The sequence below is a fragment of the Streptomyces sp. NPDC001822 genome, assembly GCF_042892135.1.
Classification (GTDB): Bacteria; Actinomycetota; Actinomycetes; order Streptomycetales; family Streptomycetaceae; genus Streptomyces.
Map to the genome: position 1 here is coordinate 37,707 of NZ_JBIATW010000020.1, position 24,816 is coordinate 62,522.

Genomic DNA, 24,816 nt, shown 5'->3' on the forward strand with positions numbered 1-24,816 from the left:
GTAGGTGACAGCGGGGTTATGCAGCCAGGGCTGCGGTTGGGGCCATGATGGCTTCGTACTCGATAGGGGTAAATCGGGCCAGGCATTTCTGGCGTCGGCGTCGGTGGTAGGTCCGCTCGATCCAGGTCACGATCGCGATTTGCAGTTCCTGGCGGGTGGTCCAGGTGCGATGGTCGAGGACGTTCTTCTGCAGCAGCGCGAAGAAGCTCTCCGTTGCGGCGTTGTCGCCGGCCGCACCGACCCGGCCCATCGGTCCGATCATGCGGTGACGTGTGAGAACGGCAACGTATTTTCGGCTACGGAATTGCGACCCGCGGTCGGAATGCACGGTAAATCCGGCGACTTGGCCGCGGCGGGCGAGGGCGGATTCCAGGGCTGCCACCGCGAGGCTGGACTGCATCCGGGCGTCGATGGAGTAGCCCACGATGCGGCCGGAGTAGACGTCCTTGACCGCGCACAGGTAGAGCTTGCCCTCGCCGGTGGCGTGCCCGGTGATGTCCGTCAGCCAGAGTTGGTTCGGCCCGTCATGGTGCGCCCGCGGTGGCGGAAGCAGGGCATCTCGGACCGTCTGCACGAGGCGCTGCTGACGCAGCGGAGCGAGGATCTCGCCGTACTCCTGGTCGACGTGACCCACCCGAAGGTTCAAGAGCTCAGCGAGACGTGGGGTTACACGAAGGCGGGGGAGCAGCAGCCCTTCGCCGATTCACCGGTGTACGCGGTGGTGCTGAAGAAGTTGCCTGTCTGAATGCCGCCCGTCCTCGCCCCTGCGTTTCAGCCGCGGGGGTGTTGCGCACGCAGTTCTCCTTCCCGGTGGCCAAACAGGTAGTAACAGAATTTTCTGGACGGGCACACGGAACTGCTGCGGGCAGAGCCGCGTTATTCCGCCTCGGCCTGATTGTGGAACGTCGCGCTTGCCCCTACCTCACGGCACGGCTGGGCATACTGATGGAACCCCGTCATGACATACCGATTCACCGCCCGCGCCGTGAGGACCGAGATCGACCCTGACGGCTACTTCACCGAGGCCGCTCTTGCCGAGGGTGAGGATGGAAGCGGTTTCATCCTGATGTTCATGGCGGGCGAAGAGGAGCCCGATGACCAGGAGGCCGCTCTTGGGATGGACACACACTGCCTGGTCACGGCCGGGCAGGGCACCGCATACGGCTGCGTGCGGGAAGCTGCCCTGACGGGCAACGTTCTTCGCATCTCGCTGGACCCCGAAGCACTGCAAGACCTGCGGCTGACCGACCGCGAGATCGAGGCCGTCATCGAAGCGCCGTCCGAAGACATTGGCCAGTTCCGGCAAGTCCTCGCTCAGGTGCTCGGATACGGGCGTGCGGACGCGGTGCCCATGCGTGTAGGCATCTGACCGGCCAGACAGGTCTCTGCCCTAGGGGGTCCGGCGGATCACGAGGCCGTAGGGTCTGACCGTGATTAACCTTCAGGTTCGAGGCAAGAACGGCACGATCGAGGCCCGTGCGAAGCGCGGTGTGGTTTGGGGTCCTGAGCTGGCCGGTCTTGATCAGTCGGTGTTTCCCATGCTGGGACACCTGCTGCCGTACGCGGACACCGTCTTCAACCACCGGCAGGTGTCGACCCTTTTGGAGGAGATTCCGCGGCTGCCTGCAGGAGTGCTGACTGATGAGTTCGCGTGCGAGTTGGTCGAGCTGGGGCAGGTAGTTCTCGACGGACAGGGCCTGTACCTGTGGTTTCTCGGGGACTGAGCTTGTTCTTTATCTACCAGGATCTTCCGACCGACCCGCCGTGGAGTTCGGCGAGTTCAGCCGCGACCACTCCAGGCTTTCGGTCGGGTTCTGCCGCCAGGGCCTCTACGGCCGCCTCCACCCGGGAATCGGGGCCTTCCCTATTCGCCGCGCTGCGGGGGCCGGGACCGGGCGGCCGACCGCCGGGGGTTCCAAGACGGGCGCTGCGGTCGGCGAACTCCCAGAGCTGCGCCCGGGTGCGGTACTCCCGCATCCGTGTCGGCAGGGCATCGATCCGGACGGGTTCGGGCCAGCCGGGAGGCGTGTTCTTCCCGTACTGGGTGATCCGGCTCAGTTCGACGCCCAGGACGCGGGCTTGCTCCGCCGGGGGAGCTACTCGTCCGGGTGTCCGCTCCGGTCGATCTCCTTCGGCGCACGCGGCTGCTGCCGGTTCTCTGTGAACCACCGTGACCACAGCTCCAGATCCCAGTGCAATGGCCCCGCCCAGCGACCGGGCCGGGGGTGGCCGTTGCTGTCGCGTTCCTGCCACAGGGTGGCGAGGCTTCTTCGGCTGTATCCGCTGGTGGCCATGATGTCCTCGCGGGTGGCGAACGGGCGACCGTCGACGGTCTGCATGCTCGGCGTCCTCCTGGTACTGCGGGTCGTGGATACGATGCGGGGGTTCGGTTGTGGGCTTGTTGACGGCTGGTGGCTGGACACACGCGCGGCCCGGGCATGCCCGATTGGGATCAGCAGCTGTTGCGGGCTGCTGTCCGTGAAGCCCTCGAGGGGCATCCTGCGGGGGAGTGGACGGTTCGGTTCGCGGACGTGATCATCGACAACCGCGCAGAGTCCTTCGCGAAGCCCTTCTTCGATCGGTCGGTGGCCCGCGGGGTGAGAGAACTGCTCGAGTAGCACCATCGCCCGCCGTGGCAGGGTCAGTGGGGCGGGCGGATGACACCGCGCCGCTTCAGGCCGTTCCCCTGTGCGACACCGGCATCGTGTGTTCGAGAAGCGATGGCAGGCGCTTGTTACCCGGTGCCCGTGCCTGTGGAGGGTGACGCGCCGATGGGTGGCCCGGTTGTGCGCCGGGGAGAGTCAGCGGTTGCTGTCGATCAGCTGGGCATGGGTGCAACTAGCATCGAATGTGGGGTCCATGCCTATCAGGGGTGATTGGTCGATGAAGGCGACTGTTACTGAAATGTCCGCACCCTGTTACCGGCCTCAGATCAGGCTCCCGCCACCCCGATCGAGCCCGCACAGTGTGTGTTCTCGGCCCACGACGGGCCGGGAACCCATACAGCCCTGCAGCCTCGAACCAGGCTCTGGGCACTGTGATTGAGGGGACATCACCTATGTCTGCTTCTTCGACCGCCCGCCGCACAGCCGCCACCGTCCTTACGGCCGGCGCGATCGTCTCGGCGATCGCCCTGCCGGCTTCCGCGCACGACAGCGACCGCCACCGCCCCGCCCCTCGCGTGGTGATCAGCGACGTGCAGGCCGACAGCCCCGGGCGTGACGACCGCAGCAACCGGTCCCTGAACGCGGAATGGGTCGAGATCACCAACCAGACCCGCCGCGCCGTCAACCTCGACGGCTGGACCCTGCGCGACGCGGACGGACACCGCTACCGCTTCGACAACGTCCGCCTCGCCGGCCGCGCCACCGTCCGCATCCACACCGGCATCGGCCGCGATACCCGCACCGACCTCTTCCAGGACCGCCGCGCCTACGTCTGGGACAACAACCGGGACACCGCGACCCTGCGCGACGCCCGCGGCCGCACCGTCGACACCGACTCCTGGGGCCGTAATCACCACCGCTGACACCCCAGTACCCCCCACGCGGGTCCCGCCCGCATAGCGGACCATCTGTGGTGGTGTTCTGCTGTTACCCGTGGAGCCCTCCGCCGTGAGGCTTTCCGCCCTCTGCATTTCGACCCCGCGCACGGCCCCGGCTGGCCTGCCCTGACCAGCCGGGGCCTTCGCCCGTGCTGCGCCTGCAGCCCGGCGGGCCTCCGGTGGGCGTCTCAGGTCGTGTGACTGGAAGTGATCATATGGTGACGTATTGTCAGTGGTGGCTGCTTCGATGGGCGGAGTTACGCAAGGGGGCGCGGTCGGTGGGGGAGCGGGGGGCTGGTTGTGCCCTGGGTGCGGGATCTCGTCGGCTGCCCTGATGAGTGTTGTGCTGCCCGGCTGCCGTGGAAAGGATTGGGTAGTTGCTGTACTAGTTGATCGGGAGTCCATTGTGAGTCTGACCGGCCAGATACTTCCGCTCGTGGGTGTCGCCCTGGGGGCTGTCACGTCGTTCCTGGTGAGCAGCGCGAACGAGCGTACGAGGTGGCGCAGGCAACAAGCCGTACGATGGGACGAGCACCGCTTGACGGCCTATGCCGAGTACGCTCACGCCGTCAAAGAGCTAGCGGCTCGCTGTCAGATGATTGCTGCCGCCCGCGGGTTGGTGTCAGGGCCCATGCCATTGGAACCGACACCCGAAGTGCTTTCGGATCTGGGCCAGTTGGAGTCTCGCCGTTCTGCGCTGTCGGAAACGCTCGGGCTGCTTGGTGACACAGAGGCGAACACCGCGTCCAAGACCCTGGATCACTGCTTGTGGCGGTTGGAGTGCCTGGCGCGGGGCATCGCCACAGAAGTCGAACAGAACTGGGATCAGGCCTATCTGGAGTTCCGGGATGCGCGGAGTCGCTGGATTGAACACGCTCGGGCGAGCCTCGGTGTGTCAGGGGCCGTTGCCCGAGACGTGGTCTGGCCAGCTGCATGGCGTCCTGCGGCTGGGTCGTCGTCTTCACAATGACGCGGGAAGATGTAGGCACGTTTGTCGTATCTCGTGGCCACGGCCCGGAAGTTCTTGAGCCGGTTGATCGTCCGTTCGCGATCCGTGGCACTCTGCGCGGCCGCGGCAGCGTATTGGTGAGCCCGGCACGAGGTGGAGTCCACGCTCACCCTGCTCCAGTCGGCTCGCCCCACGGACGCCGGCATCAGCCTGGACAGCTTGGAGGATCCCGTCCCAAGTCCCGTCCGCTGACCTGCGGCGGTGGCGCTCGTACACGGCCTTCCAGTTCCCGAACCGCTCCGGCAGATCCCGCCACTGAACACCCGTGCGGATCCGGAACAGAATGCCGTCGATCACCTTCCGATGCTTTTTCCAACGTCCATCCCGGTTCCCAGAACTCGGCAGATGCGGCGCGATTCGCGCCCACTCGTCGTTTGTCAGATCGCCGCGGCGCAATCCCTCAAGTTCTGCCGATGACCCGGCAAGAAAGCCGGGCCCGGCCTCATCCGGCGAGTCTGCGGACGAAGGGTGCGCCTACTGCGAGTAGAACCCCTGATGCTGACGGCTGGCCCGCCGGCGCTGCGTGCTACCGCGGCCTTCGCCGCGCCCGTCACCTTGACCGTCTCGGTGCCGCTGGCCGGCACGACGGACAGGCCACCGACCGGTGTCACCTCCACAGCCTGCTGGGTCTCGCCGCTCTTCGGCTGGTCCCACACGATGTAGACGACCTGCACGGTTACAGGGAACTTCTCGTCGTTGGTCAGCTTGACCCCCGTGAAGCGTTCGAACCTGCTCACGTCTCGTCCGTGGTCGTCCACTGCCTGAGTCGGTATTGCGGAGCTCCCCTGCCCGGAGGGGAGGCGGGTCATGTCCTCGCTCACGACGGTTACGCGAACATCCTCGATGTCTTCCCGGCCCTTGCCCGAGAACCTCAGGACGTCATAGAACCGCCCTTGCGGGACCACGAGAGAGCCCCGATCGCTGCCGAAGACCGTTCTCACCTCGACGCCGGGCAGAGCACGGCCGTTCTCATCGAGAGCCTCGAAGGTCAGGACCGGTGCCAACGACGCCCACGAGGCATTGTGGATCTCCAAGAGCTGATTCATCGTCTCGTCCTCGCCGGAGTCGGCCACGTACTCGAACGACAACAGCTTCGAGCGCTTGCCGGGCATGGATGACTGCCCCTCCGAACTGTCGCGCGCGGCCGCCTCATCGTGTCGTCCGCATCCGCCCAGCAGCGCCACGCAGACGCCCACCGCCGTACTCACGGTCAGCAGTCTTCGCCGCCGCATTCTCGAACCCACAGCTACAGCCCCCCCTAACGGATATGCCAGCGGAGACTTTCGTTGACACCGACGTCTGTTCGATGACCGTCGGCTCGATTCTCCGAGTTGCGGGTAGTCGCCTTTTACCGACCGCAGGAGCTCGTGAACCGGCTCTGAACTGCGACGATTCATAGACTACATGTTCGCGACGGAGAGTGGGGCCGTTGCTGTAGCTCGTCCGGGCGGTCTTGCGGGACGGCCCGTCCACCGGGATGGTGGACGGGCCGTGAGGTGACTGTAGGAGAGCCATCGAGGTGCACGGGGGCGATGCACTGTGCAATGGACGGACCAGATAGAAGCACTCGCTGCAGCGGTCGGAAGCACAGCCGCGCTGGTTGGTCTCGCCGCAGTGATCATGCAACTGCGGCACCTCGCAGAGGGACTACGGTCGTCCGCGCGTGGCGCCACCTACGGCATCGGGGTCCAGATCAAGTTGATCCTCATCGAGCACCCCCATCTTCGGCCTTTCTTCTTCGACAACACCCCAACCCCACCCGATCACCCAGACGCTGGCAGGATTGCCTCCCTTGCGGAGCTCTACTGCATCTACTTCCAGGAGATCGTGGAGCAGTCGCACAACGTGAGTCACGTGAACCGCGCTGCATGGGAGTCGCTTGTGCGATCCATGTACCAGTCGAGTCCACCTATTCGTGAACAATTCGAGCGTCGACTCTCGTGGTACTCGGCGGAACTTCGCGAAGCCGTCGAGGTTCTTCAGCGTGAGCTGGCCTCGGGGGAGTAGTAGCCGCTTTGCCGAAGCCATGTTCAACGAGGCAGGATCACGTTGCCGGTCCGAGGCCGGTGATTCGGGCTTCGAGGTCGGCGACGCGGCGGTCCTGGAAGCGCAGGTTGGAGCGGGCGGCTTTGACTCGCTCGTCGACCCCACTTACCCGCGAGCACGCCCAGTCCCTCGCGATTGACCTGTCCTGCCGCAGCACCCCCGCCGAAGGCGGTCCGCAGCAGGCTGGTGGCCAGACTGTGCCGGGCCTGATGGGGGACCCACCGGCCGATCTCAGGCTCATCGATCCAGAGTTTGAAGCCCTTGTGGAACCACTTGTAGGACAGCGGAGTGCGTCCGTTTCGGTTGCGCTGATTGGTCGGGAACAACGCCATCTGGGCCCGCTCCTCGACGCTGGGCGGCCGGTTGTTCCGGGTCTCGAACAGGGTCAAGGTCTTGCGCTGGCGGTCCTGCAGGAGCTGGTGGATCCGTTCGGGGATCCGCAGGGCCTGGTCGTAGTTGCAGACCTTTGTCTGATCGTGCCAGAGCATGGGGAGCCCGCTGTAACGGCCAAGGCAGTCCAGGCGGAGTTTCAGGACCTCGCTGCAGCGGCGTCCGGTGACGATGATCGTCTCCCAGGCGTCCCTCAGTCCGCGGTCGAAGGGGTCGTAGGTCTCCGCGAGCCTGCTCAAATTGCTCTCCTCGGCGAGTGCCCGGGCGGCCTCGTCGGCGAACAGCGGCCGAGCCCGGCTGATCATCCGCCCGGGAGCGGGCATGGAGGCGATGAAGGCCCGGTCCAGGCCGCGGCGTTCGGCCTCTCCTGATTCCAGGGCCCCTCGCAGGAGCGGCCTGGTGCGGTGGAAAACGCTTCCGCCGAGCTGAACCGGCGGCCGAGGAGTTGAAGGAGATCGACCCTGCGGCCTTCAGTGGCTACGAGGGGTTTCTCTGGCCAGGGCTCCTGGACCGCTGGCTCTACTGACCTCGGTCGGCAAGTCCAGGGCCCGTAGGTCTGGACCGTGCAGGGATGCCAGGCCCATGGCTGACGGTGGTGTCGCCACAGTCCTCCGCGACCCCGAGGAGCGCCTGGCGCTCGTTCTCATCGACGGCGAGATCCGCCCGCCATGGACACCCCCTCAGGCCACTCGTCTATCGTTACGCGATGGGTTACTATCGAATATCGATAGAAGGAGATGTCATGGGGAAGCTGACCGTGCTCGCACTGCGCGCAGTGATCGTGGTGTTGCTCACCGGTTCCGTATTCGTGCAGGCGGTACTGGTGCCGCTGCTCGCCCATGACCTGGACAAGGATGTTGCGGACCTGCCTCGTATTCCGATCTTGCTCATCGTCGTGCTGGGCATTCTGTGCGCCGAGGTTGTCCTCGCCTGCGTGTGGCAGCTCGTGACGAAGGTTCGTCGCGGGACGGTGTTCTCCACCTCCGCCTTTCGGCAGGTGGACATCGTGACCGGCGCCTTCGCGGCAGCCGCGCTCCTGTTGTGGGCGCTCGGTGTCGTCCTGGCTCCGGGGGAGGCCGTCGCACCAGGCGTCGTCCTCCTGATCGGCGGTGCCGGCCTTGCCGTACTCGGAGTCGCACTCGTGGTCCTCGTGCTGCGCACCCTCCTTGCCCAGGCCGTCGCACGCGACGCGGAAGCGGCTCAGATGCAGGCCGAGTTGAACGAGGTGATCTGATGCCGATTGCTGTCGACATCGACGTGATGCTGGCCAGACGGAAGATGACCGTGGGTGAGCTCGCCGAACGCGTCGGGATCACCCCAGCCAACCTGGCGGTTCTCAAGAACGGGCGGGCCAAGGCAGTGCGCTTCTCGACGCTCGCCGCACTCTGCGAAGTTCTCGACTGCCAGCCGGGGGACCTGCTGCGCTGGCAAGCAGCCAACGAGCCCGATCAGCTGCCCACTCAGGACGCTCCGGTCTCGACCTGACGGACGGACGTGGCCCGAGACTGCGCGTCTCGGACGGCTGGTCGTTGCTGAAGGGGATACGGCAGCGGAAACGCGGCGTGTGCTCACTGAGCGTTCTCAGCGTTGCCATTGATCGGGTGACAGGGCGGTGTGGGATCGGAGTACGCAACGGACAGGGCTCCCGTGCCGTCGAGGGAGGTGTTCGACGCCTCAACTCAACAACGCAGGAGCCCTGTTGGTTCCGTATCCTGCCGCACTTGACCTGCCTCACGCTCTGATCGAGTGGGTCACGATGCTCATCGTCACCCGTGAGGGTGACCGTCGGTGCAAACTCCCGCCGCACTGGCATGCGCTGATCGCACTCGTGTACCTGCGCCGCCACGACACCTGGCCCGCATCGCCTCTGCCTTCGGGATATCGGTCGGCACCGCCCATGCCTATGTCACCGCGGTCACCGGGCTGCTCGCCGAGCAGGCACCGGGCCCGCTGAAGACGCTGCGCGCACACGATCCGGACTTCGTGTCCCTGGACGGCACGCTCGCGGAGTGCGACCGCGTCGGTGACGGCAGGGCCGACTACTCCTCGAAGCACAAGCGGCACGGGGTGAACGTGCAGGTCGTCACAGACCCCGGCGGGGAGATCCTCTGGCTGTCGCCGGCATTGCCGGGCCGGAACCACGATCTGACAGCCGCCCGCACCCACAAGATCCTTCGGATCTGTGCGCGGCAGGGCGTCCCGATCCTCGCCGACATGGCCTACATCGGCGCCGGCGACTGGGTGACCACCGCCAAGCGCCGCCCACCAGGCGGCGAACTCACAACCACCGAGCAGATCGTGAACCGGGCCCTGTCCGCAGCCCGTGCACCCGTCGAACGAGGCATGGCACGACTGAAGTCATGGCAGATCTTCCGGAGATCCCGTATCAGCCCCAACCGCATGAGCGTCATCGCCAAAGCCGTCCTCACCCTGGAGAGGCAACGCTGAAGACGCTCATTGATCGGTGGCGGGACCCGGGGTATCTCAAGCGCTCAATGGATAGCCTCGTGATCAGCACTGCCACAGGAATGAGCCCTCGCCGCATGGCGAGCATGCGAAGGCGTATCCGCAGCCGCCTCCGCCGAAGTTCATCGCCGTCTGGTGCTCTCGTCCCTCTTCGAGCTGTGCCACGAAGTTCATCGGCTGCGCGCACGCCGGGCACGTCGGAGTCTCGTCATGCTGCAGCCACGACGGAACGCCGCCCAGCTGACCCAGGACGTTCCGCACGGGACTTCCATGAGCCTGGGCCCAGAGGCTGCGCGCCTCGGAGTAGACGGCCGCGTCGATCACCGTGCAGTCAATGCCGCAGGTCTCCGGCAGTAGGGTCTTGCCTTCCGCCGGCACCGGGGCCACGGTGAGTCCGACGCCGGGAAACAGCAGCGCCCGGTTGCCACCTGCGCCTGGGTCCCACTCGTCGCACAGCCCTGGATCGTTCTGGCACATGAAGACGGACAGCACCCCGGCCGACGCCTCTGGCACGGATCCTTGGGCGCTGAGGTCGCTCACCAGCAGTCGCGCAAGGAACTGCATCGGCCCGGAGCACGCGGCGCACCGCGGCCAGTCGAACCCGGCCGGAACCAACGGCACGCCGCCGGTACGGGGCATCGGTGCGTGATCATCTACTGGACCGGCGTACGTCATCAAGGTAATCGTCATGGCCGGGAAGCCTAGATCAGCCATGCGACAGCCATTGCGGGCCCGGCTGTGGGGAAGACGCCCCCCCCAGCTGGTAGGACAGGGCCTTTCCCGTCCGGTCATCTGCCGAACCTGAGGCTTCACAGTGATCACCTACGCTGCCACGCTCGACGTTCCGCGCCCTGGCGTGGAGTACCTGTCTCGCCTGCCGGCCGCGCACCGGCGGCGGATTGGCACACCACGCGGTAGCCGCGCGCTGGGCCCGTTCCGCCAAGCCATGTTGGTGTTGCGCTGGATTCGCGAGCGTGGCTGTGTCCGCCCCCACTCGTGCCCCGTCGGACCGACCCTCTGACCTGCTGGTTTCCTGCGCTTGCCGAGCCGACGCAGTGATCGAAGGTTCGCCACCACGGAATATGTGCCAGAGCCCGTACTCATGGACAAAGCCACGGGCCGCCCTGCCGGCCAAAGCCTGTGCTCTGGTCCTGGGGTACACCCACAAATCGGCGCCTGCTTGCCGCCACTCGGCTTCAGCCCGCGCGAAGTGTACAGTTCTGTGCATGAGTGACACTTTGCCGATCACGGAAGCGCGCGCCCGGTTCGGGTCGCTGGTCCGCCGCGCCTCCCACGCCCGTGAGCGCATCACGATCACCGACCACGGACAGCCCGCGGCCATCCTGATAAACCCCCAGGAGCTCGCCGACCTCGAGGACGCCCTGGCCCTGGCCCAGTACCGTGCCCGACAAGCCGATAACCCGACTCCCGGCACCCCGCATGACGAGGTGCGCACCCGGCTCGGGCTGGACCGCGCTTGACCTACACCATCACCTGGGACGAAGCCGCTATCAACGCGGCCGCCCGGTTCCTCAAAGACGACCCCTCCGGCCTGGCCCAGCTCATGGACGCCATTGACCTCCTCGCTAATGAGCCACGCCCCGCCGGCAGCGCCGAATACGGATCCCCGGACCTGCGACGCGTCCACGTAGGCCGCTACCGGGTCCTCTACGAGATCACCGACGAGAGCGTCACCATCGTCGTCATCCACGTCGGCCGCCTCGGCTGACCAGCACGCCCCACGCGTACTACGCCGCCTCATACCGGTGAGCCCGACCGCCCCGCCACTGCACCCACACCGGGTCATCGAGCAGCTGCTCGGAGTCGGGCAGCCCAGCCCGGCGTAGAAACTCGACCACGTCGTGGTCGTCGTGGGCGAGGCCGACGATCTGACCTTGGATGGTGACCCGTCGGCCCCCGGTCGCGGAGGGGCGGTGGATCACGATCGGCACGCCCCTATCCCCAGGGTGCGCCCGAGTACCGGACAGGGCATCTGCCTGGTCAGTAGTCGTCGGGTGTGGTGTTGCTGGCACCGCATGACCAGCAGTCCCACTCGCTGGGCACTTCGTAGTGCGTCGTCGTCCAGAAGCCCTTGGGGCGGCCCTGGAGCACGTTGGTCTCCCAGCAACTCCAGCAGTCGAACTCGAAGTCCTCCATGAGCCAAGGATGACGACCCAGGCCGCCGCCAGGGCTCGATTCCGCAACCTCGCACCCGCAAGAGCGAGCACCGCCAGCAGGGCGGGCAAGCCCCGGACCGGTCCGGCCCCGAGGCGTCTCACCGGCCCGCAGGGGGTTGCACCCACGGTTGCTCCCATCGTTGTCCCCACAGGGGGATTCAGGGTTGCACCGCAGGTACTACCGGAGGTGTGAACCCCCCTTCTCAAGATCGCATCGTTTCCCCAGGTCAGACCCCCTGGGCAAGCCGATCTCGCACACCGACACCTCTTTCACGCGATAGCCGTGGAGAGGTGAGAGAGGTCCCGGGCCGTCGCCGTCGGCGCTGAGCCGTAGTCGGCTTACCGCGCCGGCCAACCACCACGAGGTCTCTGACTCCCTTACCAGGGGGCGAGGAACCGTCGGGGCTTGCGCTGCTTGCCGGCCCTCCTCCATCCTGCAGCCCACCACACCGCAACATCCGTCCGCCAAACGTTCGCGAATCCGCGCCGCGCCCGTCAGCAACCGTTCCACGGCGGTCAGGAACGGACTCTCCGACGACCGGTAGTTCTCTGCCACCTGATCTTGACCAACGAGGTCTCCTGTCCCTCGCAGGCCGGGGGCCACCGACGTGACCGGACTCCACCGCAGGAGGGGCGGAACCGAGAGGCGAAACTGCGGAATGGACTGATTGGACTGGCACGCGGCCCGGATCTCTCTCCCCGTGGATCGGCGTGGGGCAGGCGCTGTGGACCGTTTCCGCCCCCTGGGTCATTGGACGGAGGTACGTGGTGGGTGGTCACGACGCACAGGAGACTGGGGCCTCGCACACAAGGAGGGGAACGTCAGTGGATCCTGCGGTTCGAGCGACATGGCATGCCTCGCGCACCAAGCACAAAGGCTGGTCTGACGAGTACATCTGGCCGGGTGGGGGTGGAACGGTGTGGTTCTGTGATTGCGGCGAGCAGTTCTGGCCGAAGGAGGCCATGGAGGCCCTCGGAGACTGGCGCAGCCATACCGTCCGCCGGGAGCGGCCCACGAAGTGACTGAGGGCGGTCCGGTCCTATGGACCAATTCCGCCCCCCAGGTTCGATCGGAGCCGCACCGGGCGGCGAGCCCACAGAACTCTGCGAGGGCGCCAAGCCGACACAGGGCCCTGCCGGGCGGGGCGGCCGGCACACAGAGGTGCAGGCGGACCCGCCCGGATTCTCGGCGTTCCGGCGACCGGGCGTGCGGCAGGGGGTGCCACCCGGGCGACGCGCTGTGGTGCGGCGCTGTGCCGGTCAGGCGACCTGGTACCTGCCGACTTCCAGGAAGTAGCGCAGCGCTTCGGGTGTGTTGTCGTCGAGGGCGGCGTTGGCTGCCGCACGCAGGGCCGGGCTGATGGACGAATCAGCGAGGATGCGGGCGATGGCGACGCGGTCGTCCTCGGCCTGGGCGATGCGGTAGCCGGTCTCCAGCCAGGCGCGCATCGCCTCGGGGTCATTGGCGTCCAGGAGGGCGTTGACCTCGGCGGTGACGCGCCGACCGCTGTCGGGGTCGGCGAGCAGGCGCGAAAGGGCGACGCGGTCGTCCTCGGCCTGGGCGATGCGGTAGCCGGTCTCCAGCCAGGCGCGCATCGCCTCGGGGTCATTGGCGTCCAGGAGGGCGTTGGCTTCTCGTGTCACACGCCGGCCGCTGTCCGGGTCGGCGAGGATCCGGACTATGGCCCCCCTCAGGTCGTCGGCGTCCGGCTCGTTCGCGGACGAGGACACTGCGGGCACCGTCGCCGCGGTCGGTGCCGCCGTGGCGGCGAAGGACGGGGTGGCGAGCAGGAGGGCCGGGGCAAGGATGCCCGCGACGATGCCGGGCGTCACGCGATGCAGTCGCAAGGGAAATGCTCCTCTTCGTTCGCTACGGAGGTGAGTTGAGGACGCCTCAGGGCGTTCACTTCGGTGATGCTTCCACCTGGGTCTGACAGCGGTAGTTGCCCCGCTGCGGTCGCAGGGCACCGTCGCCGCGGACGTGGCCGATGCATGGCGGCGGCGAAAGCGGTGATAGCAGGCCGATCTAGGCACTACCGCTTCCGCAACAGGGCGCAGACAACCGTTTCCGCCCCCGACAGTTGATCGGCCAGAAGCGACGGCCCGTTGAGATAACGCAGGGGTCCCGGGCCGCTCTCCGTCCGGGACCCCTGTCAGCTGTTGCGCTGCGATGTCCTGTCGCTGGTGGATTCAGCAGGACCAGGTGTGAGAGCGCAGGTAGGTGCCCACGCCCGCCAAGTTGACCTTCCCTCCCCTGGCGAGACAGAGCGCCCTGGTGCCGCCGTAGTTGATTGCGGTGTAGGCGGACACGGATGCTCCGGAGGTGCCGTTGTTGAACGCGGACTGCACCCGAGTGCCGGGGGACCAGCTGCAGACGCTGGTGCCATTGTTCCAGTCCGGGTCATCTCCGCTCCACGCGCAGACGGAGCCGGTCCCGTTGTCACCGGTGTAGACGCAGAAGGAACCCGTGTTGCAGTTCCAGGCGGTGGTGGTTGCGTTCGCGGATGTCGGCATGAGCCACGCGCTTGCGACGAGCGCCGCGGTGACTCCGAGCCCAAGCTGCATCCTCTTGAGTACCCGTGCCATGAGTTCCCCTTCCATCGGCCTGCCCTGAGCAGACGCCCGAAGATCGCCGATCATGAACGTATCCGTCGGAGCCGAGTGGCGGCAGGTCGCACGTCCGGGGCAAGCAGGGAGATGGGATCACGTGTCGGGCGCACGGCAATGGGCGATGCGCCTTCACTTGCTGCAGCGTGCCACCCCCCAACCGCCGTCAAGTGGACGCGGAGACCGGACCAAGCCGCCGTTTCCGCCTCTCCGCTCCATCGGGCGACTGTACGACCGTGCCGTTACGCCCCTACGGGCTGTGCAACCAAGACGTGGGAAGGACGACCTCTGCGGGGGCTGGTGTGCCGACAGCAGCCAGAAGCCCTTGCGGAGCCGGACCTGTTGCGTTGTCGAAGCGCACCGTGCAGTCGGAGAACCTTGCGTCGGCGAACTGCACACCGCCGGAGAACGTCGCCCCGCCAAAGTTCACCGTGCCGTCGGAGAAAACTGCTTGGTAGAAGTTCACGCCGTCCGAGAGCACAGCTCTACTGAAGAACACCATGCCGCCAGAGAACGTGGCGCTGGCAAAGTTCACTTTGCCGGCGGAGAACACCGCTCCGTTGAAGGAGACCATGCCATCGGAGAACGTCGCTCCCCTGAAGGACACCGTGCTGCCGGCGAACACCGCACCCTTGAAGGACATCAGGTCGACGTCGAAGGTGACGCCTGTGAGGTCGAGGTAGGAGCCCTGCCAGGAGCGCTGGGTGCCCTGAGGGCGTTGGTAATGCTCGCCGATGAGGCGGAGGATTGTGTGCCGTACCTCGCGGAGGGCGAGGTACCGCTGGTGTTCCTCTAGATGAGCAGCATCCTCGCCGGGGTCGGGTGTGTAGGGGAGCCGTGCCCTGTCCCGGGTGCGGCACTCCAACGCCTGGCTGTGGTGACGATGCCGGCATCGTCCACCGGGTGGAGCCAACGATGTTCAGCATCGAGTGGCGATGCACGACATCGAGCGGGCTCCACTCAGTGGGCTCCACCCGATGGACGCCACCGAGTGGACTCCACCGTGGTGCGCACCGGATAACGATGGACGCCACTCCGGTGCGCACCACGATGTCCGCCACCGCACCCGGTGCGCCTCGCGACGATGCCCGGCACTCTCGCGCGCACCACGATGTTCGGCATCCGATGCTCCGCACCGCACCCGGTGCGCACCGCCCGGGTCGTACGCATCGGCGGCCCGACCCCTTGTCCGCCTCCGGGCGGGAGGGCAGCGACCCCTTGTCCAGGTTCGGACGGGCGCACGTTTCCCCCTGAGATGTCTTGACCACGTTGGATAGCGGAGCGTTTCCCCTAGCCAGAGCCGGTCAGGGCCCGCCGCCGCGCCGCGCCGCGCCGCGCGGCGCGGCGCGCGCCCGGTGTGGGCGGCGGCGCGCCCCCGGACGCGCCGCACGGTGGAATGGTGGTGCGGCGCACCGTCCGGCGGTGGTGCGCGCGCGATGCGCACCACCGCCTTCCTGGTGCGCGCTACGCGGTGGTCGGGCGCACCGGGTGAGCATCGAGGGCCTGGCCGAAGCCGACGGCCTCCATCTGGCGCAGGACGGCGGCGACGGTCTCACCGATCTCTCCCTGGGTGAGGACCTCCCGGACGAAGGCGATGACCGCGTGGGCAACGCCCTCCACCGTGTCCGGCCCGGCCTGTGCCCAGGTGCGCAGGGTGGCCGTGAGGACCCGCCCGACGGCCGCCAGGGCGAAGGAGTCGTCACACGGGTCCGGGTCGATGACGCACAGCGCGGTGACCGGGATGACAATCCGCTCCGCGACATCCGCGAGCAGTTCGGGCATCCGCGGATCGGCGTCGGCGAACCCGGCAGCCGCTTCGGTGTCGCCGGCCTCCACAGCCCGCAAGTAGCGGAAGGCACTGAGCACCGCGTCCGGCGTCATCGGGGCGAGCGGCACGATGGGGTTCTGGAACATGGACGGCTCCTCATGTACGGGTCGCCTCGCTGATCGCGGCGGCCTCAAGAGGAGCCTCCAATTTCGGCCCTGTGGACAGAGTCCGGTGCGCCGTGAAGCGCACGTTGTTCGAGTGGAGGTTGTGACTGGACACGCTTGTTGGCGGATGGACACCGTGGATGGCGGGTCGGAGGTCAAAGCGATCAGGTAGCGCTGAGTTGTGATCAGTTACGGTGATCTGGCTCGTAGGGCGGGCTGGTGAGATGTTCTGGATGTGTGAGGGCTTCTGCGGCAGCGGTGATTCGGTCTGATTCGTGCGGGTTGCTTCAGCTTGTCGCTCCGTACGAGGACGGCGGTACAGGGCGGGGCCGACTCGACTTGAGCGGTGACTGGCCGCGGAGGTGGAGCGGGACGTGGTCCATCGGCGGGGGCGAGGTGGCCTGGCCGGTCCGGGACATGGCCTCGGTGCCGGTACGGTCGTCGGTCCCGCTGCGCGGGTTCACCTGGCGGGCGAGGCAGGGCCACCGGCCGGGCCTGCAGTTCATGGTGTCCACGGGCCGCCACCACGGCTTCGAGTCGTTGGAGGAACAGCGGCTCCTTCTCGTGCTGGATTTCCTGCGGGTGTCGGAGGTGCTGCCGCAGCCGTTCCAGTTGGATTTCGAGCACGTCGGAGGCCGCTCCCGGCACGTTCCTGACTTCCTTGCGGTGCTGCCTGATGGTGGGCTGTGGCTGTTCGACGTGCGGCCGGGGCACTTGATCAAGCCGGCGGACGCCTTGAAGTTCGCAGCGACGACGGAGGCGGCAGCGGCCTGCGGCTGGCACTACTCGGTGGTGACCGGCTGGCGGCCGCACGTCTACAGCGTGCTGGACCACCTGTCTTCCCAGCGCCGGCCGCTCAAGGATCAGCTCGGACTCCAGCCGCAGCTGCTGGGGGCCGTCCGAGACGGCCCGGTGTGTTTCGGGGACCTGGTGGCGGTGACGAGCTTGCCGGCGGTGGCCCGCGCGCAGGCGACGCACCTGCTCTGGCACCGGCGGCTCGCCCTCGATCTCGCGAGGCCGCTGGGAGACGGGTCGAGGATCTGGACCGGCTCCGCTCCCGATCGGCGCGGTTGATGGCGGTGGGTCGAGGGCTGCTCGCGCTGGTGCCGGGCGCCCAGGTTCTCCTGAACGGAGTCGAGTGGAGCGTCGATTCGGTCGAGCCGCAGTTCGGACGGTTCCGGCTGGCGGACTCCCAGGGCCGGGTGGAGTCCCGTTCGATCCGGTGGTTGATCAACCATCCCGATGCCCGGCTCTCGAAGCGGATCACCACGGCACCCGGCGGCGACCGGGCCTGCCAGTCGGCCTCCCTGGCCGACTTGACCCCGGAACAGCTCAGGCAAGCCCGGGTCCGGGCCGAGCACGTACTCGAGGCGACCACTGGGTTCCGGGAGGGCCACTGGTCCCGGGCCAGGCCCGGGGAACCGCGCCCCGCCTACGACCCGGAGACGACGACGGTGACAGAGCGGCGGGTCGCGAAGGCCGCCGAACTGGCGGTGATGCCCCGGCACGAGGCCGAGATGCTGGGTCTGCGTTTCATGAGTTTCCGCACGCTGGAGCGCTTGTCGGCGAACAGTGGCGAGAGCCTGCTGATGGCCTGCGCGGACGGGCGGTGGACCCGCCGCAGCGGGGGGCATCCGAGCGTCACCGAGGAGATCCGCGAGGCGATCTTCGCGGTGAGGGAGGAATGCCGGGACCGGGCCCGGATCACCATGACCAGCAGACACCGGCTGATGCACCAGTACATCAGCGAGAAGTTCGAGGACTTCCCCGCGGAGAAGGTACCTTCCCGTCGCACGCTGGCGCGGATCTGGCCGCAGTGGTTCGGACCGGGCGGCGGCCGGCAACGCTATGAGCGGACTGCGGCCGATGCCGCCGACGCTGACGTCAAGGCCCGCCTGGTGGTGCACCGGCCGGGCCAGGTGCTGGCGTTGGACTCGACTCCGCTGCCGGTCAAGCTGCGGGAGACGGTCTTCGGCGAGCCCGTCACCGCGACGCTCACCCTGGCCATCGACCTTTACACGCACTCGTTGCCCGCGTTCCGGCTGACGCCGGCCTCGGACACCTCTGTGGACGTCGCGATGCTGCTGCGGGACGTGATGCTGCCCCTGCCGATGCGCCAGGGCTGGGGCGAGGAGATGGCCTGGCCCTACCCCGGCGTCCCGTCCGAGGTCATCGCTGAGTTCGCCGGGGGGCAGGCCGCGGCCCTGCCGTTCTTCGCACCGGAGACCGTGACGACCGATCACGGCGGACCTTATCGAAACCACGATGTGGTCGAGGCGGAGCGCGAACTGGGCTGCAACATCCTGCCGGCCCGCGTTCTTCGGCAGACCGACAAGTTCGCCGTCGAACGCGCATTCTCCGCGATCAAGACGATGCTCTTCGAGCACCTGCTGGGGTTCACCGGCACGGACGTCGCGGACCGAGGGAGGGACCCGGAACGCGACGCGGTGCTGACGCTGACTCAGATGGAACACGTGATCGCGACCTGGATCGTCTCGGTCTGGCAGCATCACGTCCTCGGCGAGTACGCGCCGGCCTGGGGTCCGGGCGAGAGCCACAGCCCCAACTCGCTGTTCGCGGCCGCGATGCAACAGGGCGGGTGGGCGATGCAGATCCCCGAGCCCGAGCTCTACTACCAGTGCCTGCGCAAGCACCACGTCAAGATCCACCCACGCCGCGGGGTGAAGATCCTCGGGCTTTGGTACTACGCCGACGTGCTGGACGAGCCGCGCTACCTTCGGCCGTCGGAACGCGGCGGGAAGCACGCCGGCACCTGGGTGGTCCGCAGCGACCGGCGGGATCGCCGCACCGTGTTCTTCCAGGACCCGGTCGACCATGACACCTGGCACGACCTGCGCTGGACCGGCCTGCCGCCCGCGGGCGAGTGCCCCGCTTTCTCCGACAAGACCGCCACGGTCCTGCTGGCCGCGATTCGCGAGCACAACCTCGATCCCCGCACGGACGAACAGCTCCTGCCGACCCTGCTGGCGATCCTGGGCTCGACCATCCCGGTCACCGACTGGCCGACCCAGCAGACGAAGAAGGACCGTGCCGCCCGGTCCCGCGAGGCATCCCGCGCACAGGCCGCCGCCCGTGACCGGGAGCCGGCCCACGCGAGTACGGAACCCGAGCCCTGGCCTGAGCAGGTCTGCAGCGTCGATCGGGCCGTCGACACCGACCGGCGCCGCCGTAGGGAAGCGGCTGCCGGGGCGGAGGAACCGGTGGCCCCACCGCTGCTGGCGGAGTCCTTGCGCCGCAGGCAGGGCTTGTTCCTGGTGCTGGACAGGCCGGAAGACGACGATGTTCCCTCGAAGGAGGACCGTGGGTGACGACCTTCTCGCCGGACTGCCGCCTCGCAGCCGGATCGCCGAGCTGATCCTGGGCAGCAGGCCCCGCCGCGACACCTTCGCCGGCTGGCAGCACTACCGTCGCACCCGCGGCCGCCTCGTTCCCCCACCGAGGCTGACGCCCGCCCAGCGGCAGTCGCTCGGGGCGGACCGCCGCACCGACTACGACCTCTACCGTCGGCTGACGAACGCGAATCTGCCGCTCCAGGACACCCCGATGCTCAGGACGGTCACCCAGGTGATCAACCTGAGTCTGAACGGCAACACCCTCGACCAGGAGGACCCGACTCTTCCCGGGGTGATGGTCAGCGGCTGGGGAAACCACGGCAAGACCGCAACGGTCTCTTCCATCGCCGCCCAGTTCGAGGACAGCTGGCTCGAACTGCACGACTTCCTCCACCCCACCGCCGTCGCGGGCACCGCGGACCTGCATGCTCCGGTCGTCTATGTCTCGCTGCCGGTCACCGCGAGTCCCAAGAGCGTCTGCGAGACCATTCTGAACTTTTTCTCGCCCGAGGTCCGGAAGATGACGCTGCCGCAGCTGCTGAAGCAGGTCGCCGACTCGTTGACGGATCATGGCGTCAAGGCTCTGATCATTGATGATGTCAACCGGCTGCGGATGCACCGGGCCGACGACCAGGACGTCCTGGACTTGATCCGGACCCTGATGAGCCTGAACGTGACGCTGATCCTCGCCGGGGTCAACATTCCCGGGACCGGGCTCCTGCGCGAGGCCAGATGGGACCGCACGAGCCGGCAGTGGGTCATGCCGCCGCTGGAGAGCACCCGCGTCCACGGTCTGGAGGTCACCCAGACCGAACGCCGCTTCGAGCTGGTGGAACTCGACCGGTTCCGCTACACCACTCCCGCCGAGATGCAGGACTTCACCAACCATCTGCAGGGCATCGAGGACCACCTCAGACTGCTGAACGCGCACAAGGGAATGCTCACCTCGGGCGGCATGCCCGAATACCTGATGCGCCGCAGCGAGGGCGTCGTCGGGATTCTGGGCCGGCTGGTCAAGAACGGCAGTCAGATCGCCATGGACAGCGGCCGGGAGATGCTGGACGAAGCCCTCCTCGACAAGATCGTCATCGGCCGGGCGGCACCGTCGGACCAGGCAGCCGAGGCCGAACCCCAGGCCCCGCCCAAGCGCTCCCGCGGGCAGGTGAAGTCCTCCCGGGCACGCGGCCGGAACACCGTGTTCGACGACCGGGGCCCCCAGGCAGCCGACGAGGCGAGCTGAGCCGATGAGCGACATCGGGCCCCTGCCGCGCAGTCTGATCGCCCTGCCCGACGAAAGCATCATCGGGTACCTGCTGCGACTGGGCCACCGCCTGGACCAGGCTCCCGGTCAGCTCCTCTGGCGGGCGGGGCTCACTCCCGCGGGCCACTTCAAGACCTCCAAGGCCCCCGCCCAGCACCTGTTCATGCTCGAAACCGCCCAGCTCACACGCTTCGCCCGGACGACCAGGCTCTCGGAGAGGGAAGCGGACCGCCTCACCCTTCGCTCCTACGTCCGCTCCTATCCACCGGTCGCGGAGGCACTGGTCCGCCCTGGCCATGCGGCACGTCCCCGCGGTGTCTTTCCGCCCTGGCTGTTTCAAGCGTCGACGCGCTGCTGCCATCTCTGCCTGCGCGGTGACGGGTCGGTGATCCAGGAGCGTCACGGCGGTGCCTGGAAACGCCGATGGCACCTCCCCGTCGTCTTCGCCTGCCTGGAGCACAACCTGTTCCTGCAGGACACCTGCCACGGCTGTCGCCAGCCGCTGCAGAGCGGGTTTCCGGGCGCCCCTCGCTCCTTGATGCCTGCCCCCGCCGCCCGCGGGCTCCATCCCGCCCAGTGCCGAAACGCTGCGGAAGGCCGTCGGCACAGTCCCCTCTGCAGCACCCGCCTGGACGCCTCCGGCCGGTCTGGAGCCGAGCTCAGTCCCGTATCCGCGTCCCTCCAGCGTGACCTGCTGGAGTTACTCGAAGGCGATCGCGCCCCAGGCACAGCCCTTGCCAGGTTCTCGGACATCCGGGTGATGTCCGCGATCATCAGTGCCACCTGGCCGCACAGCGCCAGCCTTCTCCCCGCGGGCATGCTGAAGGACGCCTTCGAGGAGCACATCGATCAGCGTCAGCGACGTGTCGAGGACGGCCAGCGAAGGCATGTCCCTTGGAGCGCGGCCCCGCAATCCGCCGTCGCGACGGCGGCGATGCTGAAGATGGCCGACCACTACGTCCGGCTGTCCCCGGACGCACTCCGCGAAGCCCTGGCCGGCCTCCTTGCGAGAACCACCGAGCGGAAACATCCCAGCTGGGGACCGACCTGGGACCTGCTCCGCAACTGCTCACCCGGATTCCGGAGGGAGACAGAAGAAGCGCTTCAACGGCGGTTCCCTCCTCGGCTCGCATCACCTGCCGAGCTCACCGACCCGTTGATCGAGGGCCGGTCACACGGCTACCGCGCGGAACAGATCCCGCAGGAACTGCCCGAGGAGTGGTTCAAGGTCTTCCTTGAGGGTTCCTCCCCGAGACCCCTGCCGACCAGCCGCTCTCTCCGGCGTGTTGCCGCACTGCAACTGGTCCAGGCAGCCACCGGAGTGAGCAGAGCCGAAGCCCAGCCGCACTCGGGGCACTCGCCCATCACATCGCCCAAGATCCTCACCCGACTGACTACGACGCACGACGGCGGCACCTCGCAGTCTGGGATCTGAGCGGCGAGGACTGGGAAGCGCTCAAGGACCGCTCCGGCCACAACAGGTCACGATGGCCGGGCTCCGTCCAATCAGAGGACCTACTACGCGCATGCGTCTCAGCACGCGTCTGGTCCAGGGCCACCCGCAGTGAATGGGTCCTGGCACCGGCCATGCGAGCGGACCGCACCAACACCGAACGCGTGGCTGAGGCGCGTGTCATCCACCTCCTGGCTCACCCGCAGAAGACCAGAAAGTACGAGAGCCTCGCGCACGCGGTCGAGGACTACGCAACGGACCTCATCGAGAAGATCCAGTCCCGCGGTCGTTCATCAGACCGGGGAGGAGTTCACGGATGGTGTTGTTGAAGCGCACCATCTCGGTTCGAGTCGTGAGGGGGCGCCGTTGAAGCATCGGCGCCCCTGCACGACCTGCCCGTCAATGATCTCGCGGCACAGGTCTCGGCGGCGGAGCCAGGAACTGGGCCGCGCGGTCCGTACGGCGTTCATCTGCGACTACCTCGCCGACGCCGCGGCTGCCCGCTGGAGGGCTGCGTCGGTTCAGCTGCGTTCAGCGGTCAGGGTGCTCCAGTCCTGCTGTGCTGCCCACTGTGCGAAGGTCGTCGTGGTCAGGCCGTGGGCGGCGGCGTGGTGGGGGCGTGCGGGGTAGCCGACACGGTCGTTCCAGCGGTCGCCGAACGCCGCGGATACACCCTCACGCTGCGTCTTCTCTTCGAGGGAGATGAAGTCGGTGGTGATCTTTCGGCCGGTGGCCTGGGAGAGGACGTCGGCCATCTGCGGGTAGGTCAGCGCGTCGCCGGCGAGGTCGACCTCGGCCTCGTGGAACTTGTCGGGGTCGGCGACGGCGGCGGCGACAGCGGCACCCAGGTCGTCGGCGCAGATGAGCGGCAGCTCGGTCTGCGGGCTCATGGCGGTGACCAGCTTGCCGTCAGGCAGCTGGAGGGCCATGTACTCCCGGCGGGGCGGGAGGAAGTTCTCCATGTACCAGGCAGGCTTGAAGATGGTCCAGTGCTGCAGCCCTGAGCGCCGGATCGCTTCCTCGGTCTCCTCCTTCTGGTCCCAGTACTCCTTCATCACCGGATCGTTGATCTCGAAGTCCGGGTGCTGGGCACGCCACCCGGTCGCCGACACCGAGGTGTGCAGGAGTTGGGTGATGCCGGCGCGCTGGGCCGCGGTGACGATGTTGCCGGCCTGGCGGCTCTCGGCGGGGTCGGCCGGGTCGATACTGGCCAGCTGTACCGAGAAGACCGCGTCGTGTCCGGCGCCGGCCGCTTCCAGAGAGGCGGCGTCCTCCAGGTCCCCGGTGGCCAGGGCGGCGCCCAGTGCGGCCAGGGCCTGGGCGGGAGCGGAGGAGGGGTTGCGCACCAACGCGGTGACGGGGTGTCCCGCGCGCAGGAGCGCGCGGGCGACAGCGCCGCCCTGCATTCCGGTCGCCCCGGTGACCAGCACCTTGGCCTTGTCGTTGGATGTCATGGCGAGCCTGCTTTCGGTTGATCGTGCGTTCTGGGATCTGGATACGGGAGTGCCGGACTCGGCATGGCATCGCCATGCCGGCCAGGGCGGGCGTGGCCCGGGGTCTGGGGTCTCGTCTCAGAACACGAGCACGGGGCGGCCCCGCACTCCGCCTTCCTCGATGAGCCGGTGCGCTTCGGCGACCTGTTCGAGCGGGTAGGTTCCCGCGACGCGGAGCGTGAGCGCACCGAATTCGGCCTGGTCGCGCAGCCGCGTCAGTGCTGCGGTGTCCCGCATGCGGTCGTAGACGAAGACGGGGAACCAGCGCACGCCCCGGTCGGTGGCGCCGGTGAACCCCTTGACGGTCGCGATGGCGCCGCCGTCGCGCACCGCCGCGGCCACCGCATCGCCCACCGACCCGGCGTCGATGACTCCGTCCGCGCCGTCGGGGCGCAGCCGGCGGACCGCGTGGGGGAAGTCGTCCCCGCGCGGGAGTACGTGGTCGGCGCCCAGGTTCGTGACGAGGTCGCGGTCCTTGTCGGCCGCGTCGGCGATGACCGTCAGCCCGGCCGCCTTGGCCAGCTGCACGGCGTAGCCGCCGATCCCACCGGCGGCGCCGGTGACCGCCACGGTCGCTCCCGGTGCCAGGGCCAGCGCGTCCAGGCCCATCTGTGCGGTCAGTGCGGCCATCAGCAGGGTCGAGGCGGCCGTGAGGTCGACGCCCTTGGGTGCGCGGACCACCGATTCCGCCGGTACGACCACGTACTGTGCCTGTCCGCCCTGGTCCAGTTTCGGCTCGGTGATCGCGACCACCTCGGTGCCCAGGGCCAGCTCCGGACGTGTGCCCTGCCCGACCTCGTCGATCGTTCCGGCGATCTCCCAGCCCACGACGTACACGTCCGAGGGCGGGTTCATCTCCGGGCTGTACTTGGCGGAGAGCCCGGTGCGGATGTTGACGTCGGCCGGATGGACGGCGGCCGCGGCCACCTTGATCCGCACCTGCCCCGGTCCCGCGTGCGGTTCGGGCAGCTCCAGCACCCGCATGACCTCGCTACCGCCGAACTCGGTGAAACCTACGGCCTTCACTGCGCCACCTCACTGTCGGAATCAAGCACCCCCAACCCGAGACGTAGATGTTCCGGGTA

The 24,816-nt window shown here is 67.8% G+C and carries 25 protein-coding genes and 3 pseudogenes; 14 read left to right on the plus strand and 14 right to left on the minus strand.

The features are described 5' to 3' along the window. Nucleotides 1-16: 16 nt before the first annotated feature. A pseudogene (locus ACFYY2_RS31795) lies at nt 17-547 on the minus strand (IS3 family transposase); the annotation flags it as partial. Between the two features lie 78 nt (nt 548-625). Between ACFYY2_RS31795 and ACFYY2_RS31800 the strand changes: the two are divergent. The 3 genes from ACFYY2_RS31800 (at nt 626) to ACFYY2_RS31810 (ending at nt 1,724) form a co-directional block, all read left to right on the plus strand. Next, on the plus strand, nt 626-745 hold the full coding sequence (locus ACFYY2_RS31800; protein ID WP_388749449.1) for an acetyltransferase: 120 nt from the start codon (nt 626-628) through the stop codon (nt 743-745). A 213-nt stretch (nt 746-958) separates the two neighbouring features. Next, entirely contained in the window at nt 959-1,369 is a 411-nt protein-coding gene (locus ACFYY2_RS31805) for an Imm10 family immunity protein (protein WP_388749451.1), read from the plus strand. A gap of 61 nt (nt 1,370-1,430) precedes the next feature. After that, complete coding sequence (locus ACFYY2_RS31810) at nt 1,431-1,724, plus strand: hypothetical protein (protein ID WP_388749453.1); 294 nt, start codon at nt 1,431-1,433, stop codon at nt 1,722-1,724. 372 nt (nt 1,725-2,096) lie between these two features. On the opposite strand, the gene ACFYY2_RS31815 is transcribed toward ACFYY2_RS31810, so the two are convergent. Next, entirely contained in the window at nt 2,097-2,339 is a 243-nt protein-coding gene (locus ACFYY2_RS31815) for a hypothetical protein (RefSeq protein ID WP_388749455.1), read from the minus strand. A 719-nt stretch (nt 2,340-3,058) separates the two neighbouring features. Here ACFYY2_RS31815 and ACFYY2_RS31820 point away from each other — a divergent pair. After that, complete coding sequence (locus ACFYY2_RS31820; protein WP_388749457.1) at nt 3,059-3,529, plus strand: lamin tail domain-containing protein; 471 nt, start codon at nt 3,059-3,061, stop codon at nt 3,527-3,529. A 1,074-nt stretch (nt 3,530-4,603) separates the two neighbouring features. Here the strand turns inward: ACFYY2_RS31820 and ACFYY2_RS31825 are convergent. Together ACFYY2_RS31825 and ACFYY2_RS31830 are read right to left on the minus strand one after the other, a co-directional pair. Next, nucleotides 4,604-4,949 (minus strand): annotated as a pseudogene (locus tag ACFYY2_RS31825) (IS5 family transposase); the annotation flags it as partial. Next, nucleotides 4,931-5,761, minus strand: a complete 831-nt coding sequence (locus ACFYY2_RS31830; RefSeq protein ID WP_388749459.1) for a hypothetical protein — start codon at nt 5,759-5,761, stop codon at nt 4,931-4,933. The pseudogene ACFYY2_RS31825 and the gene ACFYY2_RS31830, both read right to left, overlap by 19 nt. A 331-nt stretch (nt 5,762-6,092) precedes the next feature. Between ACFYY2_RS31830 and ACFYY2_RS31835 the strand changes: the two genes are divergently transcribed. Beyond that, complete coding sequence (locus tag ACFYY2_RS31835; protein WP_388749461.1) at nt 6,093-6,560, plus strand: hypothetical protein; 468 nt, start codon at nt 6,093-6,095, stop codon at nt 6,558-6,560. Between the two features lie 23 nt (nt 6,561-6,583). On the opposite strand, the gene ACFYY2_RS31840 is transcribed toward ACFYY2_RS31835, so the two are convergent. Continuing rightward, a complete protein-coding gene (locus tag ACFYY2_RS31840; protein WP_388749463.1) occupies nt 6,584-7,312 on the minus strand; it encodes a hypothetical protein in 729 nt (242 codons plus the stop codon). A 419-nt stretch (nt 7,313-7,731) separates the two neighbouring features. On the opposite strand from ACFYY2_RS31840, the gene ACFYY2_RS31845 reads away from it, so the two are divergent. The 3 genes and pseudogenes from ACFYY2_RS31845 to ACFYY2_RS31855 all read left to right on the plus strand — a co-directional run bounded on the left by ACFYY2_RS31845 (nt 7,732) and on the right by ACFYY2_RS31855 (nt 9,437). Next, the gene (locus tag ACFYY2_RS31845; protein ID WP_388749464.1) at nt 7,732-8,223 is read left to right on the plus strand and encodes a DUF2975 domain-containing protein; all 492 of its coding nucleotides are present in this window, start codon (nt 7,732-7,734) and stop codon (nt 8,221-8,223) included. Continuing rightward, a complete protein-coding gene (locus ACFYY2_RS31850) occupies nt 8,223-8,474 on the plus strand; it encodes a helix-turn-helix domain-containing protein (RefSeq protein WP_388749466.1) in 252 nt (83 codons plus the stop codon). Before ACFYY2_RS31845 ends, ACFYY2_RS31850 begins: the two co-directional genes overlap by 1 nt. Before the next feature lie 214 nt (nt 8,475-8,688). Then, a pseudogene (locus ACFYY2_RS31855) lies at nt 8,689-9,437 on the plus strand (transposase family protein). A gap of 63 nt (nt 9,438-9,500) precedes the next feature. Here ACFYY2_RS31855 and ACFYY2_RS31860 read toward each other — a convergent pair. Next, nucleotides 9,501-10,169 (minus strand): DUF1963 domain-containing protein, encoded by a 669-nt coding sequence (locus ACFYY2_RS31860; RefSeq protein WP_388749468.1) that lies wholly within the window; start codon nt 10,167-10,169, stop codon nt 9,501-9,503. A 512-nt stretch (nt 10,170-10,681) separates the two neighbouring features. On the opposite strand from ACFYY2_RS31860, the gene ACFYY2_RS31865 reads away from it, so the two are divergent. Together ACFYY2_RS31865 and ACFYY2_RS31870 are read left to right on the plus strand one after the other, a co-directional pair. Then, a complete protein-coding gene (locus tag ACFYY2_RS31865; protein ID WP_388749470.1) occupies nt 10,682-10,936 on the plus strand; it encodes a type II toxin-antitoxin system Phd/YefM family antitoxin in 255 nt (84 codons plus the stop codon). Beyond that, nucleotides 10,933-11,184, plus strand: coding sequence for a type II toxin-antitoxin system RelE/ParE family toxin (locus tag ACFYY2_RS31870; RefSeq protein WP_388749472.1), 252 nt, complete (start codon nt 10,933-10,935; stop codon nt 11,182-11,184). The genes ACFYY2_RS31865 and ACFYY2_RS31870 overlap by 4 nt, the downstream gene beginning before the upstream one ends. 19 nt (nt 11,185-11,203) lie before the next feature. Here ACFYY2_RS31870 and ACFYY2_RS31875 read toward each other — a convergent pair whose 3' ends face one another. The 6 genes from ACFYY2_RS31875 to ACFYY2_RS31900 form a co-directional block, all read right to left on the minus strand. After that, a complete protein-coding gene (locus tag ACFYY2_RS31875) occupies nt 11,204-11,407 on the minus strand; it encodes a hypothetical protein (protein ID WP_388749474.1) in 204 nt (67 codons plus the stop codon). A gap of 49 nt (nt 11,408-11,456) precedes the next feature. Next, complete coding sequence (locus ACFYY2_RS31880; RefSeq protein WP_388749475.1) at nt 11,457-11,612, minus strand: hypothetical protein; 156 nt, start codon at nt 11,610-11,612, stop codon at nt 11,457-11,459. Nucleotides 11,613-12,892: 1,280 nt separating this feature from the next. Continuing rightward, nucleotides 12,893-13,480: a hypothetical protein gene (locus tag ACFYY2_RS31885; protein ID WP_388749477.1), complete on the minus strand. Its 588-nt coding sequence runs from the start codon at nt 13,478-13,480 to the stop codon at nt 12,893-12,895. A gap of 342 nt (nt 13,481-13,822) precedes the next feature. Further along, nucleotides 13,823-14,218: a peptidase inhibitor family I36 protein gene (locus ACFYY2_RS31890; protein WP_388749479.1), complete on the minus strand. Its 396-nt coding sequence runs from the start codon at nt 14,216-14,218 to the stop codon at nt 13,823-13,825. 271 nt (nt 14,219-14,489) lie between these two features. Then, nucleotides 14,490-15,104: a pentapeptide repeat-containing protein gene (locus ACFYY2_RS31895; protein ID WP_388749481.1), complete on the minus strand. Its 615-nt coding sequence runs from the start codon at nt 15,102-15,104 to the stop codon at nt 14,490-14,492. 599 nt (nt 15,105-15,703) lie between these two features. After that, nucleotides 15,704-16,153, minus strand: coding sequence for a hypothetical protein (locus ACFYY2_RS31900; protein WP_388749483.1), 450 nt, complete (start codon nt 16,151-16,153; stop codon nt 15,704-15,706). 357 nt (nt 16,154-16,510) lie between these two features. On the opposite strand from ACFYY2_RS31900, the gene ACFYY2_RS31905 reads away from it, so the two are divergent. Genes ACFYY2_RS31905 through ACFYY2_RS31920 form a run of 4 tightly spaced genes read left to right on the plus strand, consistent with a single transcriptional unit; the run spans nt 16,511 to nt 22,220 of the window. Beyond that, entirely contained in the window at nt 16,511-17,245 is a 735-nt protein-coding gene (locus ACFYY2_RS31905; RefSeq protein WP_388749485.1) for a TnsA-like heteromeric transposase endonuclease subunit, read from the plus strand. After that, nucleotides 17,245-19,500: a transposase gene (locus ACFYY2_RS31910; RefSeq protein ID WP_388749487.1), complete on the plus strand. Its 2,256-nt coding sequence runs from the start codon at nt 17,245-17,247 to the stop codon at nt 19,498-19,500. The genes ACFYY2_RS31905 and ACFYY2_RS31910 overlap by 1 nt, the downstream gene beginning before the upstream one ends. Further along, a complete protein-coding gene (locus ACFYY2_RS31915; RefSeq protein WP_388749489.1) occupies nt 19,493-20,764 on the plus strand; it encodes an AAA family ATPase in 1,272 nt (423 codons plus the stop codon). The genes ACFYY2_RS31910 and ACFYY2_RS31915 overlap by 8 nt, the downstream gene beginning before the upstream one ends. Before the next feature lie 4 nt (nt 20,765-20,768). Next, nucleotides 20,769-22,220 (plus strand): TniQ family protein, encoded by a 1,452-nt coding sequence (locus ACFYY2_RS31920; protein WP_388749491.1) that lies wholly within the window; start codon nt 20,769-20,771, stop codon nt 22,218-22,220. Between the two features lie 539 nt (nt 22,221-22,759). Here the strand turns inward: ACFYY2_RS31920 and ACFYY2_RS31925 are convergent. Next, a complete protein-coding gene (locus ACFYY2_RS31925) occupies nt 22,760-23,692 on the minus strand; it encodes an NmrA family NAD(P)-binding protein (RefSeq protein ID WP_388749493.1) in 933 nt (310 codons plus the stop codon). Between the two features lie 117 nt (nt 23,693-23,809). Continuing rightward, nucleotides 23,810-24,757 carry an NADP-dependent oxidoreductase gene (locus tag ACFYY2_RS31930; protein WP_388749495.1) on the minus strand — a complete coding sequence of 316 codons (948 nt, stop codon included), beginning with the start codon at nt 24,755-24,757 and terminating at the stop codon, nt 23,810-23,812. Nucleotides 24,758-24,816 lie beyond the last annotated feature (59 nt).